This is a genomic window from Luteibacter sp. HA06, from assembly GCF_054061215.1.
The window spans coordinates 2,427,632-2,443,087 of sequence record NZ_JBSSDZ010000001.1; the positions used below are offsets into that span (position 1 = coordinate 2,427,632).

The window sequence follows — 15,456 nt, forward strand, 5'->3', positions numbered from 1 at the left end:
CAAGGATTACTGCGACGCACCCTGGCCGTGCAATGCCGCGATGATGCGTGCAACCACCTCGCCGATACCGGTACCGCCGTGGATACTGACACCAAGGCGCGCGACCACCAGGTGCTCGGAGGGCACGATGACGATGTACTGGCCGAAGGCACCGCGGGCGAAGTACATGTCCTTCGGCAACTCCGGCAACCCCCACGGGGCATCCCACACGGGCACGGTGCCCGTGTTGACCCGATTGGTCCAGAAGCCCGCGCCATAGCCGGTGTCCAGCGTCTGCGAGTGACTGTAGGCCGCCCAACCTTCGGGCAGGACGCGACGGCCATCGACAACTCCGTCGTCGAGATACAGCTGCCCGAAACGCGCGAAATCCCGGGTCGATGCGTACACGTGACTCGACCCCACCGGCGTGCCTGCCCCGTCGGTTTCGATCACCGCATGGCGCATGCCCAACGGAGCGAACAGTTCACTTCGCACGAAGCGCTCCGCCGCGACCGCGTCATGTGCACCCGCGGCATCCATCGCCGTGCGGGCGAGCAGCACATAGCCGAGATTGCTATATGCCCAGGCCTCGCCTGGCGGATTAATCAGCGGCAGTGTTCTTGCGTATCGCGCCATGTCGTCTTCGAGAAAGAACATGCGTGACATCGGATTGAGCGGACCATCGGTTTCATCGAAAGGCAGCCCGCTTTCCATCCGCAGCAATTGATCGATGCTGGCCTCATGCTGCCCCGCGAGCGTCACTGGCTGGTCGAGCCGCAGTTTGCCCTCGCGCACCAGGATGCCGACCAATGCGTTGGTGATCGATTTCGACAGTGAGTGGCCCCAGATCGGCGTGTCCGGACCGTAGCCGGGGGCGTAGCGCTCGGCGATGAGCTTGCCGTCGTGTAGCACGACGATGCCCTTGGTGAGGCGTGGACTGGCCGGGTCGGGTTCCGAGAAGGCCAGGTCCAGGGCACGTCGAATGGCCGGGTCCGGCGATTCGACGACGACATTGCCCATCGGGTCTGGCTCGCCAGCGGGGGGCGTGCCTGCGCCGGCGACTGCGCCGAGGCCGGCAGGATCAGGCACGACCTCGCTGCCGTGCACAAGCAGGCACCCGAGCCCTTCCCGGTAAACGGCGCGCGCGCCGAATGCCCCCAGCACCGACGTTCGCACCTCGTGCTGGTCGATATCCACGTCATAGCGAAGCGCCCAACCGATACTGCGCATGTTCGGCAGTTGCTCTTCCTTGAACAAACGATCGGGATCCACGTGTGAAATGAAGGCCGCGCCGCATAGCGAGCGACTGACCGAGTTGGTGGCTGTGCGCAAAAGGTCTCCGACGGACAGCGCGTGGAACGTCGCCGTCGCCGCGACGATGACCACCACGGCACCGACAACCGACTTGAAGCTACGGGAAGCCATATGCACCCTTTTCCTTCACACTCACGGACGGTGACTGTGGCGCGTATGCCCGGCGCGTGCCACCGAAAAGGGACGAAGCGCCCTGGCTCAGGGACGAACGCGCGCGCGGCCAGACCGTGAGGATGCCTTCACCCGGCTTTGCCGCTTCCTGCGAGGCGGTTGGGCACATTAGGGCCCTGAAGGGGCGCCGCCGTGGCTGCCCTGACCCAGGGAACCAGCCAATGAAGATCAAGACATCCCGCACGCTTCTCGCCATTGCCCTCGGCCTTGCCGTCACCTGCGGCTCCGTATCGGCACAGACCAACGAAGCGCAGTCCGATCGCGCCGCGCCCACGCCGTCCACGCGTAGCAACGCACCGGATGCTGCTTTCGTCGAGAAGGCCAGCGCTGCCGGACTGACCGAAGTGGCCGCAGGCAAGGCCGCGACCGAGAAGAGCCAGTCCGATCAGGTGAAGACGTTCGGCCAGCAGATGGTCGACGACCACACCAAGGCCGGCGATGAATTGAAGTCGATTGCGCAGACCAAGGGTATTGCGGTGTCTCCCACCCCCATGGCGGCGGACACGAAAGCGCTGGCGTCCATGGACAACCTCAGCGGCACGGCGTTCGACGCGGCGTTCAAGAAGAAGATGGTCGCCGACCATGAAAAGGTCATCGCGCTGTTCAAGAAGGAATCCTCCGGTGGCAGCGACCCGGACCTGAAGGCCTTCGCGACGAAGACGCTGCCGACGCTGCAGCACCACCTCGAGATGGCGAAGGCCCTTCCGGCGGCTAAATAACGGGGAGATAACGCGTGAAAGCACTGACCTACCACGGCTCCAAGGATGTACGCGTCGAGACGGTCGCCGATCCGACGCTGCTCGCGGCTGACGATGTCATTCTCCGTGTCACCGCGACGGCGATCTGCGGCTCGGACCTTCACCTGTTCCACGGCAAGATCCCCGAAACAAAGCATGGCGACATCTTCGGGCACGAGTTCATGGGTGTCGTGGAGGATGCCGGCGCCGACGTCACCAACGTCCGCGTCGGCGACCGGGTCGTCATCCCGTTCGTCATCGCCTGCGGCCAGTGTTTTTTCTGCGAGAACGACCTGTTCGCCGCGTGCGAAACGACGAACCCGGACCAGGGCTCCAGCCTTCGCAAGCGAGCGAAGATGACACCGCCTGCGGCGCTCTTCGGTTACTCGCACTTGTATGGCGGCGTTCCCGGCGGGCAGGCGGAATTCGTACGCGTGCCCAAGGCCAATGTCGGGCCTTTCAAGGTACCTGGGAGCCTTTCCGATGAGCGCGTCCTCTTCCTGTCCGACATTCTGCCGACGGGTTACCAGGCCGTGCTGAATGCTCAGATCGAGCGCGGCTCGACCGTCGCCATCTTCGGTGCCGGGCCGGTCGGCCTTATGGCTGCGGCGTGCGCCCGCATGCTCGGCGCCGAGCGTATCTTCATGGTCGACTCCGAGCGCTACCGCCTCGACTTCGCCGTGGCCGCTTACGACGTCATTCCCGTCGATTTCTCAAACGTGGATCCTTCGGAATTCATTCTGGAGCAGACGGCCGGCCACGGTGTCGACGCGTCCATCGACGCCGTCGGCTTCGAAGCCAAGGGAAGTACCACCGAGACGGTCCTGAGCACGTTGAAGATCGAAACCAGCTCCGGCGAGGTACTACGCCAGTGCATCACGGCTACCCGTCGCGGGGGCATCGTCAGCATCCCCGGTGTCTATGCCGGCTTCATCCATGGCTTCCTTATCGGAGACGCCTTCGACAAGGGCCTGACCCTCGCCATGGGCCAGACGCACGTGCAGAAGTACCTGCCCGATCTGCTTGAATTCATCGAGGACGGCAAGCTCGAGCCTGACATCATCATTTCGCATCGGATGAAGCTGGCGGATGCCGCGGAGGGCTACAAGATGTTCGACGAGAAGAAGGATGCGTGTCGAAAGATCGTGCTGACACCCTAGGCCACTATCGGACGTCCATACTGCTATCTTCACTTGACTTTGATGCCGGCGCGTGTGAATCCTCTGCAAGTCATCGCAGCCCGAAGTCGCTCACATGCCAAGCTCCCCGTCTCTGGCGATCGTTTACGAACATCCCGAATGGTTCAAGCCACTGTTTGCCGCCCTCGATCGCCGCGGTGTGGCTTATCAACCCATCCGGTTCGAGGACCACGGATTCGATATCGCCGAAAAAGACGCCCCGGCGCCCCTGGTGTTCAGCCGTCTCGCCATGAGCTCGTTCCTGCGCCAGGATGAGCACCCGATCTTCTACGCCCAGTCGCTGTACGCGCACTGGGAGTTGAACGGAACACGCGTGATCAACGGCACCCCTGCCCTCTCGATCGACGCCTCCAAGGCGCGGCAGATGTCGGTGATCAAGTCGCTGGGGCTGGATATCCCCGCGACGCATATCGTCCACCGGCAAGCCGACATCATCGGTGCCACCAGGGGGCTGCGCTTCCCGGTCATCGTCAAGGTGAATATCGGCGGGTCGGGTGCCGGCGTCTCTCGCTACGACACGCTGGGAGAGCTCACCCAGGCCGTTGCCGACGGGACCACGCCGAGGGGTATCGACAGCGTCACCCTGGTTCAGGAATACGTACCCGCCCGCGATCAGCACATGGTCCGCATGGAAACACTCGACGGGAAGTTCCTCTATGCCATCTCGCTGAACACGGACGGCGGGACCTTCGACCTGTGCCCCGCCGACGTCTGCCTGGTAGATAAACCCACGGTCACGGTGCGCGAGTACAAGCCGGATGCCGAAGCCATACGTGCTGTCGAGGCGATCGCACGTGCTGCGAACCTCGACATCGGCGGCATCGAATTCATGATCGACGACCGCGACGGCGCTCGCCGTTTCTACGACATCAACGGTCTCTCCAACTTCGTCGCGGATCCGCTCAATGTCCTGGGTTGGGATCCCCACGAGAAGCTGGTCGACTATCTTGCCCACGCCATCGATGCCACCACGGGGAAAGCAGCATGAGGTACGGATTCTGGGCGCCTGTCTTCGGCGGATGGCTTCGCAACGTTCGCGACGAAAACATGGAGGCCAGCTGGGCGTATCTCAGCCACCTGTGCCAGCGTGCCGAGGAAATCGGTTACGACCTCACCCTGATCGCCGAGCTCAATCTCAACGATATCAAGGGCATCAGGGAGCCCGCCCTCGATGCGTGGTCGAGTGCGGCTGCGCTGGCCGCGGTCACGCACAAGCTGGAAATCATGGTGGCGGTACGCCCCAACTTTCACCAGCCTGCACTGTTCGCCAAGCAGGCGGCGAATATCGACCGCATATCAGGTGGACGATTGGCGCTGAACGTGGTGTCTTCGTGGTGGGCCGACGAGGCCACCCAGTACGGTCTACAGTTCGACCAGCATGACGACCGCTACGCGCGCACCAACGAGTGGTTGCAGGTGGTCGATGGCCTCTGGTCACAAACGCCGTTCACCTTCACCGGCGAGCGCTACCAGCTGAAAGATGCCATCTGCGAACCGAAGCCGCTTTCGTCACCACGGCCGACCATCTACGCCGGCGGCGAGTCCGAAGCCGCGAAGACGCTCATCGCGGAACGCTGCGACGCCTACGTCATGCATGGTGACGAGCCCGAATTCATCGCCGAGAAGATCGCGGACATGCGCGCGCGCCGTGAGCGTACCGGCCTGCCACCGATGCAGTACGGCATGGCGGCCTATGCCATCGTGCGGGATACCGAGGAAGAAGCGCTGGCCGAAGTCGAGCGCATCACCGAACTGGACACCGAGGCCCCCGGGTTCGCCAACTTCGACCAATGGCTCTCGGGAACGCAGCTCGAGCGCGAACTGAAGATCAAGGAATATTCGGTATCCAACCGCGGCCTGCGCCCGGGCCTGGTCGGCACGCCCGAACAGATTCGCGCCCGCGTCGCGGAATTCTCCGCGGCGGGTCTCGATCTGCTGTTGTTGCAGATGAGCCCGCAGCTGGAGGAAATGGAGCGTTTCTCGCGGCAGGTCATCCGGCCTGCCGCGTGACATCGGTCACCAGCGATAACTGACCCGCGTATACAGGTAGCGACCGCTGTACCCGAACGGCGAGTAGTCCGGGTACGGCCACGTGCCGCCGACGGCGCCGTCGCTGCCGGCCTTGTACTTCTGCGGATAGACATTGGTGAGGTTGTCGGCCCCTGCGGTGAAGGTCCACCCGCTGACGGCATAGCTGGCCGACAGGTCGAGCAACCAACGCGCCGGGAAGACCTGGTCGAAACCAGGATTGCTCACAGGATCCTGGTTGATCGTGAATTGTCCGTAGCGTGTCAATGCGCCGTGGAAGTTCCAGTGGCCCAGGCCATAGTCGGTGCCGAGGGCAATCTTGTCGCGCGGCGCGCCATTGGTGATGTACCCCTGCGCGATATGCCCCACACGTACCAGTTCGAGGCCGCTCGCAGCAAGCGAGGGTGGATTCGGCGCGACGGAAAGGATCGATGTGTGGTTGCGGTTGTACGCCGCCGTGAACTGCAACGTGCCTGCCGTGCCGAGATCCAGGCGATACCCGCTGCTGAAGTCCACGCCGCGCGTGCGCGTCTTCAACGCATTGGTGAAGTAACTGCCACCCTGGATATTCGCGAAACCCTGGCTGGCGAGGTAGGCCTGCACCGGGTCGCCAACCAGATTCTCCGACGGGACGATCCGGTCACCGATGGTGATCTGGTAGAGGTCCAGCGATAACGTCCATGCGCCCGGCGCATAGACCGCGCCGAGGGTGTAGTTGTGCGATTTCTCGGCTTTCAGGGGCTCGGCACCGAGGGCCTGTGCGACCGGATTGCTTACCGCGAAATTACGGATCTGGGTGGGCACGCCGCCGATCACGTTGGTCGATGTCGTCGAGTAGAACTGCTGGGGCAACGACGGTGCGCGGAAGCCCGTGGCCGCCGTACCGCGGAGTGCGAAGCTATCGGTGAAGTCATAGCGTGCGGACAGCGTGCCGGAGGTCGTATTGCCGAAGTCACTGTAATCCTCGTGGCGAAGGGCCAGCGAGCCACTGAGCTTGTCAGTGATCTGGTTCTCCAGGCTCACGTACTCGGCGATGTCGTGCCGCGAGTTCGTCCCCGCATCGCCTGGCTGGAAACCGGGAAAGCCTTGCGATCCCGTTCCCACATACGACGCCGGATCGCCCGGCTCGATCTGATATTCCTGATGCAGGTATTCGACACCGAAGGCCAGGGTCACGGGATTGTCGAGCCACCCCAGCGTGAGATCACGCGCGATATCCACATCGAACGCTTTCTGCGTCGCGATCAGCCGGCCCGCATTGAACCGGGTCGGGCTGGCCGCTCCCAGGTCCACGTTGAGTGTATGGATCGGGTCGATGCTGACCCGGTTACGCCCGTAGTTGCCGCTGATATCCCAGCGCCACCCGCCCTCGGTCGTGCCGCGCACGCCAGCCACTACCGCGCTGTCGATGGAACGCACATCGTTCAGTGGCAGATAGCCATCGGGGTAGATGGAGGGGACGTTCCGGGAGCTGTTGTAGGTACGAAAGAGCGCCGGCGACGTGCCTTCGCGGCTGCTCGTATCGGCAAACGCGTAGAAATCGACATTCGATGCCAGGGCGTACTGCACGTTCAGCAGGGCCTGGTGGGTCGTGATGTCCGGCTCCCCGATACGTTGCGTCTTCTGTCCGTACACCGGGGATGTCGGGTCCCGGTAGTCGCGCCCTCCCCGATCGGTCGCATCGGCGTGCCCATCGACCACGCTCAGGCGCGCCCAACCCTTGTTACCGCCAAGCGGAACGCCGAGGCTGGCCTCGCCCTGCCACTGCTTGCCATCACCGGCGCTGTATCGACCCGCCGTCACGCTGGCCTCGTTGGTGCCCGGCCCCGCAGCCCCCTTCAGCACGATATTGATTACGCCCGCGATAGCGTCAGAGCCGTACTGCGCCGACGCGCCATCCCGGAGAATCTCGATATGGTCGATCGCGGATATCGGAATGGAATTGAGATCCGCTGGCGCGGACCCTCGGCCGAGCGCGCCCTGCAGGTTGAGCAATGCACCCGTATGCCAACGCTTTCCGTTTACCAGCACGAGGGTCTCGTCGGGCGAGAGCCCTCGCAACGCGGCCGGACGCACGATGCCCGAGCCGTCGTTACCGGGTGCGCGCGGGAAATTCAATGACGGTGCCAGGCGCGACAGCACGGCGCCAAGCTGGGTGTCGCCGAACGACTGCAGATCCTGTGACGAGACGACATCGATCGGCGACAGTGAGCTGCTCTGGCTACGATTGACCGAGCGTGTACCGGTCACCACGACGGTCTGCAACCTGGTAGCGGAGTCGCCGGTGTCGCCACCGGGCTTGTCCTGCGCGTGGGAGGCATGGGTATAAAGCGTGGCCGCGATGAGTACGGACAGGGCGGCGCGCGAGCGCTGGGGATGCCTCATGAGGGTTCCTTCGTATTTTCTTCAGGCAACGCGATGACGACACGGCGAGCAGCCGCGCGTGGTCGGGGTTCTGGAAAAGCGGACCGCCCTGGTGGCGGTGCGGCTCAGCGCCTCAGCGCCGGCGGATCAGGCAGTGAGGCAACAACAACACGCAGCGATCGACGAAGCGACGGCCGTGGAATGCGTGTTGGTGAGCTGCTGCGGGATCAAGATGGTGTTGCCTCGCGATGTGTCCGGGGGGATGGGACGTTTAGATGTCCGAACCTCATCACATGCTGCGGCAGGATGTTGCGAATGTCAAATTGTCGCAGCGACCGCGGTGGAAGCGCCCGGCGAAACCCGCTTTCCGAGGGCATTAGCGGGCAACTCGACGTAAGTGTGAACAAGACACGCAACGATCGTGGCGCCGCCAAGGCATGTCATCCACGCCAGCGTGTAAGGCATGCCGCGATCGATAAGGATTGGCATCGCCACGTAGCCGATCGTCGAATGCACCAGGTAAAGCGGAAAGCTGATGTCCGCCAGGAAGTCCAGAATCGTGTTTCGACGGAACCTGTGCCGAAGCAGATAGCACGCCGAGAAGGCGATGAGCGCGTAGGAGTAATTCCTTACCAGCGGACCGAATAGCTCTCTCTCATGCATCGACCCGATAGCCACGAAGAACCCGAAGATCAGCAGGCCATAGCCAAGAGCCGACCGCGTATCGAGCTCGCCATACAGCAGGTAGTAGAACAGGCAGCCGAGGAACATGAAGCTCATGTACTTCATGTCGGATACCAGGTATGCGACAACCGACGCCGGATCGTTGCCATGCGTGGTGACATAGGTGGCTGCACAGCAGAGTGCCAGGAAGCCAATGCAGATCGACACGACCTGATGTGCGTTCTTTCCGACGAGGAAGATCACGGCGAAAACGAGGTAGAACTTCACCTCCACCGCCAGCGACCAGCACACGAAATCCAGCGATGGTATTCCGCTTGCGCTATGCAGGAGTGCAAGATTGCTCGCCAGGTATGACCAGCTCACCCTCTCAGAGAGGGGTGTGGACCAGTACCACGCACTCGCCGCGTACATGGCGAGGCTGATGAGAAGGCAGAACCAGTACACGGGGTAGATGCGGAAGAACCGCCTTATAAGAAACTGCCCCGTCGAAAGATTCCTGAGGCTGATCGGGATGACGAAGCCGCTTATCAGGAAGAACACGGCCACGCCGAAGGCGCCGTAGAGGAAGCCCCCTGCGCCCGGTGCGAGCACGTGTCGCGTATATCCGGGTTGGGCCGGAACAAACGCCGCCGGAACGCTGACGATCGCGCGTATCGCGGGTACGAAGAAGATGCCCCAGTAGTGGTTGACCACCACCGACAGGGCCGCCAGGGCGCGCAGTTGATGAGCAAAAACGATCTTCATGTAAATCGGCTCCCACAGGACCGCCAGGCTTCGCACGCTAGTGCGGAGCCTCCTGTAGGAGCCGATTGATCGGCGATGGGGACCGCGGCGGCCTTGCCCGCTGCCGCGGATCGCCGATCAATCGGCTCCTACACGTCTTGGCAGGGGTGGGTGCTGGCGGCGGCATAAAAGGTTTAAGTGCCGGGGGACGCGCAGGCTGGCTAGTGTGACTGGCCAGCCTGCGCGCGCTCCGCGTGCAGCACGAAAGCCAGGGCCTGCTGCAGTTCGCCATAGCCGACCGGCTTGACCAGGTGGTAGTCGAAACCGGCGCGGGCGGTCGCCGCCTTGTCGGCCTCCTGCCCCCAGCCGGTCTGGGCGATGATCGGCAGGTAGCGGAGTGCCGGGTCGTCGCGGAACGCACGGCAGACCGCGTAGCCATCGATCGACGGCATGCCGATATCCAGCAGCACCACGTCCGGCTGGAAATCGCGCGCGGCTTCCAGGGCTGTCCGCCCGTCGAGCACGAGGCGATGCTGGTGGCCCATGTCGCTCAGCAACCAGCCGATGGTCTCGGCAATGTCGGCGTTATCGTCGATGACGAGGATCTTGAGGGCCTGCGTGCTCGTGGCTGCATCCGGTACAACGCGCTTGCCCGCTTCGTCGTCGCCCGAAGCCAGGAGCGGAAGGCGGACGGTGAAAGTGCTGCCCATGCCCTCGCCGTCACTGCTTACCGCGATCGACCCCTCGTGCATCGACACCAGCTGCTTGACCAACGCAAGGCCGATACCGAGGCCGCCCTGCGAGCGGGTCAGGTGCTCGCCGACCTGGGTGAACAGTTCGAAGATGTTCGACTGCATGGACAACGGAATGCCCATGCCGTTATCCGACACCGCGATCACGACATCCTGCTGGTCACGATGGGCCTGAAGTGTCAGCGTGCCACCGGGTGGCGTGTACTTGGCCGCATTGTTGATGAGGTTCCCGATCACCTGCGTCAGCCGTGTCTTGTCGCCATTGACCCATAGCGGGCGCGTCCCCGCGTCGACCCGCAGCGTGTGGTTGCCGCCTTCAATGAAGGGCTGGCTCGCTTCGAGCGCCGCCTGGATGATATCGGCGACATCGACCTTCTCGCGCTTCAGCACGATCTTCCCCTGGCTCACGCGCGACACGTCGAGCAGGTCGTCGACCAGTCGCACGAGATGCACCAGCTGCCTGTCCATGACGCCGTGGATCTGCGTCATCCGCTCGGGCGTCGGCTGCCCCCGGAGCACGTCCAGGCCCATGCGCAACGGCGTGAGCGGATTCCGCAACTCGTGCGCGAGGATGGCCAGGAACTGGTCCTTGTAGCGATCCGAGCGGGTCAGCGTCTCGGCGTAGGCTTCGAGTTCGTCGCGCTGCGCGGCGATCTGCTGCTTCTGGCGATGCAGGTCGAAGAACACGCGCGTCTTGCTGCGCAGGATGTCCCACTCGACCGGCTTCTGGATGAAGTCCACTGCACCGGCTTCGTAGCCCCGAAATTTCCTCTGGCTATCCGTATTGCTCGCGGTGAGGAAGATGATCGGGACATTCCGGGTGCGCTCGTTTCCGCGCATGAGCTCGGCGAGTTCGAAGCCATCCATGCCCGGCATCTGCACATCGAGCAGGCCCAGGGCCACGTCGTGCACGAGCAGCAGCTCCAGGGCTTCCTCGCCCGAACGTGCCCTGAGCAGCACCAGGTCATCGCGACGCAGGAGTGCCTCGAGCGCAACGAGGTTGTCCTCGAGGTCGTCGACAAGTAGAAAATGAACCGGGGCCATGGAAGCCATGTCAATGATCCTGCTTCTGGTAGATGCGTTCCTCGAGGACGAAGTCCTGGAAAGCGCCGGCGTGGGTGGAGAAGCGCAGGCTTTCCTTCGAACCGAGTCCCAGGAACCCCTTGCGTATGAGCGAATCGCTGAAAAGCCCGATGGTACGGTCCTGCAGGCTGCTGTCGAAATAGATCAGCACGTTGCGGCAGGAGATCAGGTGCATCTCGCCGAATACCGCATCCGTCACCAGGCTGTGGTCGGCAAACACCACCCTCTCCCGCAACGAGCGATCGAACGTGGCCTTCCCGTAGGCAGCCGTGTAGTAATCCGATAGCGACGAACGGCCGCCCGACTGCTGGTGGTTCTCGGTGAAACCGCGGACGCGATCGAGGTTGTACACCCCTGCGGACGCGGCCTCCAGTGCCCCGGCGTTGATATCCGTGGCATAAAACATGGTCCGTTGCTCCAGGCCCTCTTCGCGAAAGAGGATGGCGAGGGAATAGAACTCCTCGCCGCTGCTGCAACCTGCCACCCACACCTTCAACGACGGGTACGTGCGCAGATGCGGCACGACCTGCTCGCGCAGTGCGCGGAAGTAGGAGGGATCACGGAACATCTCGCTGACCTGTACGGTCAGGTAGCTCACGACCTGGGGCCCGACGGATGCATCGTGCAGGAGTGCCTCAAGCATGGCCGACAACGTGCGGTAGCTGAGCTTGTCGCGCAGTTGGCGCAGGCGCCGCGTCACGGACGCGCGGGAGTAGCCACGAAAGTCGTAGTGGAAGCGCTGGAACAGTGCCTCCAGAATCAGCTCGACTTCGATCGCCTCGACGCGCTCCGCCGCGTTGCCCGGTATCGCGCTCATTGCGCGAGCCACACGCGAACGAGCGAAAGCAGCTTGTCGACATCCAGCGGCTTGGCCATGTAATCGCTCGCGCCCGCCTTCAGGCAGGTCTCCTGGTCATCCGGCATGGCCTTGGCCGTCAGCGTGATGATGGGCAGCTTTTTGAAGCGCGGATCGGTGCGAATCTGGCGCGTCGCGGTCAGGCCGTCCATCACCGGCATCATCACGTCCATCAGCACCAGGTCGATGTCCTGGCCCGAGCCGTTGCTCGCCTTGTTGAGTGCGTCGATCGCTTCCTGGCCATTGCGGGCGACCGTCAGCACGCAGCCTCGCGGTTCGAGGATATTGATCAGGGCATAGACGTTGCGCACATCGTCCTCGACGACCAGCACGTGCCGGCCTTCGAGCAAGGCGTCACGATGCTGCGCCTCCTGGATCATCTTCTGATGTTCCGCCGGCAGTTCGGTGACCACCTGGTGCAGGAACAGCGACACCTCGTCCAGCAGGCGCTCGGGCGACTTCGCACCCTTGATGATGATCGAGCGGGAGTAGATGCGTAGCCGCGCCTCTTCCTCGGAGGTCAGATCCCGCCCCGTGTAAACGATGACCGGCGGGAACGCGTGGATGCCATCCTCACTCAGCGTCTCGAGCAGCGAGAAGCCAGATGCGTCCGGCAAGGACAGGTCAAGCACCATGCAGTCGAAGGTCTGGCTCTTGAGATGTTCCAGGCATTCTGCGGCGGTCGCTGCGGCCACGGTCTCGACATCCGCCGATGCCAGCAGCTGGCGGATGGCATCGCGCTGCACGTCATCGTCCTCGACCACGAGCACGCGGCGAACCGGCTGCGAAAGTCTTGCATCGAGCTTGCTCAATACCTCAGCCAACTGCGCGCGTTTGACCGGCTTCAGCAGGTAACCCACCGCGCCCATCGAAAGCGCTGCGTGCGAATGGTCGCTCGCCGACACGACATGGATCGGGATGTGACGCGTGCGAACGTCGCGCTTGAGGATGTCGAGCACCGAAAGGCCCGACTGATCCGGCAAACCGACGTCAAGCACGATGGCCTGCGGCAGGTGATGTCGCGCCAGGGCAAGAGCCTCCTGTGCGCTGGTCGCGATCAGGCAGCGGAAGTTCATCTCACGCGCCAGTTCGAGCAGGATCTGGGCGAACAGTTCGTCGTCCTCGACGACAAGGATCGCCCGGCGCTGGTCGGCTGGCTCGAAGCGGTCGTCAGGAACCTTCGGGGCGGGAACCAGGACCGGCGGCGCCACGTCGGCGCGTGACACCGCATTCGCGGCACCCGCAGGCACGACGATCTCCTCGCGCCCCGGTGCACGCACCGTGCCCAACAGCGGCGGGATCGTCAGGCTGAAGGTGCTCCCCCTGCCCACCTGGCTATCGACCGCGATGCTACCGCCAAGCAGACGCGAAAGCTCGAGCGAAATGGACAGGCCCAGACCGGTGCCGCCGTACTTACGACTGATCGTGCCGTCCGCCTGCTGGAAGGCCTCGAAGATACGCGTCTGCTGCTCGACCGAGATACCGATGCCGGTGTCGCTGACGGCGAATACGAAGTCACCATGCACGTCGCAGGATACGTGCAACTGCACACTGCCCTGCTCCGTGAACTTGAACGCGTTCGACAGCAGGTTCTTGAGTACCTGCTCCAGGCGCTGCCGGTCGGTCTCGACGATCGGCGGACAATCGGGGGACGTCGATACCTCGAAGATCAGGCCCTTCTGGTCAGCCATGGGCTGGAACTGCGGCACCAGCCCCTTGACCAGGCGCTCCACGGACAACGACTCGGCATGGATCTCGATGTGACCCGCCTCGATCTTCGACAGATCCAGGATGTCGTTGATCAGCGTGAGCAGGTCGTTGCCCGACGAGTGGATGGTGTTGGCGAACTTGACCTGCTCTTCCGTCAGGTTGCCGCGCGGATTGTCCGCAAGCAGCTTGGACAGGATCAACGCCGAGTTCAGCGGCGTGCGCAGTTCATGCGACATGTTGGCGAGGAAGTCGGACTTGTAGCGGCTCGCACGCAGCACCTCCTTCGCCTTGTTTTCGATCACCTCGTTCGCCCGCGCGAGATCGTCGCGCTGCGATTCGAGCTGGTTCGCCTGTTCTTCCAGATGGGCGTTGGTCTGCTCCAGTTCGGCCTGCTGCTGCTCGAGCTCGTGCTGGGACTGCTTGAGTGCGCGGCTCTGTTCCTCGAGCTCTTCGTTGGAAACGCGAAGCTCTTCGCCCTGCACCTGGAGCGAATCCGACTGTCGCCGGGTTTCCTCGAGCAGACGGTTGAGATCGGCGCGATAGGTTGCCGAGCGGAGCGCCACACCGATGGCGGCGGAGGCCTGCTCGAGAAGGGTAACGACCTCCTCGTCCACGGCGCTGAAGAAGCCGAGTTCCATGACGCCGTTGACTTCACCATCGACGACGGTCGGGAGGAGAACGAGGTGCCGTGGCTTGTCCTGGCCCAGAGCCGAACCGATCGCCAGGTAGCCATCCGGCACGTCGTCGATGACGAACGTCCTGCGTTCCGCGGCCGCCTGACCGAGCAGACCCTCGGTGGGCAGGAAGCGCTCGACCACGTTGTGACCAGGCGCGAGGCCGTAGACGCTGATTCGCTCGTAGAAATTGGCAGCGTTGACGAAAACCGCTCCGGCCTGCGCGTCGACGAAGCGGCCAAGGAACGCGAGGATATTCGCGCCGAGCGTCTCCGTTTCCTGCTCGCCGGCCATGACGGCGGCCAGTTCAAGCTGGCCGGCCTGCAGCCATGCAGCCCGCTGCCGGGTACGCGACGCGTTGCGGAGCATCACGGCAACGAACACGGTGAGCGCCACACCCAGGAGGCCGCTCAACAATCCGCTTGTCAGTGCGTTAGCGTACGCCGACGTCATCTCGACGACACGCTTGTCGCGCAGCGCCAGCTCCTCGGACTGCATGCTGGACAACTGGGTACGGACGGCGTCCATGGCTGCCTTGCCGCGGTCGCTGTTGACGACGGCCAGAGCCGCATCGAGGCCACGGGTCCGGCGAAGGTCGATCGTTTCCTTGAGTTCGGCGAGCTTGTCGCCGAGCCGACCGGTGAGTTCCTTCAGGCGCGCCTGCTGGGCGACGTTGTCCTGCGTGGTGGCCCGAACGGTGTCGAGGCGGGCCGGGATGCTGGAAAGTGCGGCGTTATACGGCTCGAGATACCTCTCGTTTCCCGTCAGCAGGAACCCTCGCTGCCCGGTTTCCGCGTCCTGCGCGGCAGAGAGGATCTCGTTCAACGCAGTGACCGTCTGCTGCGACTGGATCACCTTCTGGTTACCGTCGCGAATGCTCCGGATGTTCAGATAGGCCAGCGCCCCACTGACCACGAAGAAGATAATGACGGCGACCAGTGCTATGGACGTGCGCTGATCCATCGCGCGCGAACGCGACGCACGGGGTACTTGTGAGGTCATGAGGGCCAGGCTGGTTAACTGTCGTAGCGGGTAAATATATCATCACGAGTGCGTAATCAAGACGGTCACGGGGTGCGCAACAAAACAAGCGGAACTGGCCGGTTTCGCGGGGAATTTCACTCCATTTTCACCACCTTTCATGCAGCCGGCGACCACTCGAAACCCTTACTCCGGCAACAG

10 protein-coding genes are annotated in these 15,456 nt (G+C 63.3%); 4 read left to right on the forward strand and 6 right to left on the reverse strand.

Going from position 1 to position 15,456, the window contains the following annotated elements; translation table 11 throughout:
- Nucleotides 1-6: 6 nt before the first annotated feature.
- Nucleotides 7-1,404, reverse strand: coding sequence for a serine hydrolase domain-containing protein (locus ACVWWJ_RS11190; protein WP_456967846.1), 1,398 nt, complete (start codon nt 1,402-1,404; stop codon nt 7-9).
- Between the two features lie 221 nt (nt 1,405-1,625).
- On the opposite strand from ACVWWJ_RS11190, the gene ACVWWJ_RS11195 reads away from it, so the two are divergent.
- From ACVWWJ_RS11195 to ACVWWJ_RS11210, 4 genes are all read left to right on the forward strand, one after another.
- A complete protein-coding gene (locus ACVWWJ_RS11195) occupies nt 1,626-2,183 on the forward strand; it encodes a DUF4142 domain-containing protein (protein ID WP_456967848.1) in 558 nt (185 codons plus the stop codon).
- Nucleotides 2,184-2,197: 14 nt separating this feature from the next.
- The gene (locus ACVWWJ_RS11200) at nt 2,198-3,361 is read left to right on the forward strand and encodes a zinc-dependent alcohol dehydrogenase (RefSeq protein WP_456967849.1); all 1,164 of its coding nucleotides are present in this window, start codon (nt 2,198-2,200) and stop codon (nt 3,359-3,361) included.
- A 94-nt stretch (nt 3,362-3,455) separates the two neighbouring features.
- Complete coding sequence (locus ACVWWJ_RS11205) at nt 3,456-4,388, forward strand: ATP-grasp domain-containing protein (protein ID WP_456967850.1); 933 nt, start codon at nt 3,456-3,458, stop codon at nt 4,386-4,388.
- Nucleotides 4,385-5,410 carry an LLM class flavin-dependent oxidoreductase gene (locus ACVWWJ_RS11210; protein WP_456967851.1) on the forward strand — a complete coding sequence of 342 codons (1,026 nt, stop codon included), beginning with the start codon at nt 4,385-4,387 and terminating at the stop codon, nt 5,408-5,410. The genes ACVWWJ_RS11205 and ACVWWJ_RS11210 overlap by 4 nt, the downstream gene beginning before the upstream one ends.
- Before the next feature lie 6 nt (nt 5,411-5,416).
- On the opposite strand, the gene ACVWWJ_RS11215 is transcribed toward ACVWWJ_RS11210, so the two are convergent.
- The 5 genes from ACVWWJ_RS11215 to ACVWWJ_RS11235 all read right to left on the reverse strand — a co-directional run bounded on the left by ACVWWJ_RS11215 (nt 5,417) and on the right by ACVWWJ_RS11235 (nt 15,276).
- Complete coding sequence (locus ACVWWJ_RS11215) at nt 5,417-7,813, reverse strand: TonB-dependent receptor (protein WP_456967852.1); 2,397 nt, start codon at nt 7,811-7,813, stop codon at nt 5,417-5,419.
- A gap of 297 nt (nt 7,814-8,110) precedes the next feature.
- Nucleotides 8,111-9,220, reverse strand: a complete 1,110-nt coding sequence (locus ACVWWJ_RS11220) for an acyltransferase family protein (protein WP_456967853.1) — start codon at nt 9,218-9,220, stop codon at nt 8,111-8,113.
- Nucleotides 9,221-9,420: 200 nt separating this feature from the next.
- Nucleotides 9,421-11,004: a response regulator gene (locus tag ACVWWJ_RS11225; RefSeq protein WP_159891206.1), complete on the reverse strand. Its 1,584-nt coding sequence runs from the start codon at nt 11,002-11,004 to the stop codon at nt 9,421-9,423.
- A 1-nt stretch (nt 11,005) separates the two neighbouring features.
- On the reverse strand, nt 11,006-11,851 hold the full coding sequence (locus ACVWWJ_RS11230) for a CheR family methyltransferase (protein WP_159891208.1): 846 nt from the start codon (nt 11,849-11,851) through the stop codon (nt 11,006-11,008).
- Nucleotides 11,848-15,276: a response regulator gene (locus ACVWWJ_RS11235; RefSeq protein ID WP_456967855.1), complete on the reverse strand. Its 3,429-nt coding sequence runs from the start codon at nt 15,274-15,276 to the stop codon at nt 11,848-11,850. The genes ACVWWJ_RS11230 and ACVWWJ_RS11235 overlap by 4 nt, the downstream gene beginning before the upstream one ends.
- Nucleotides 15,277-15,456 lie beyond the last annotated feature (180 nt).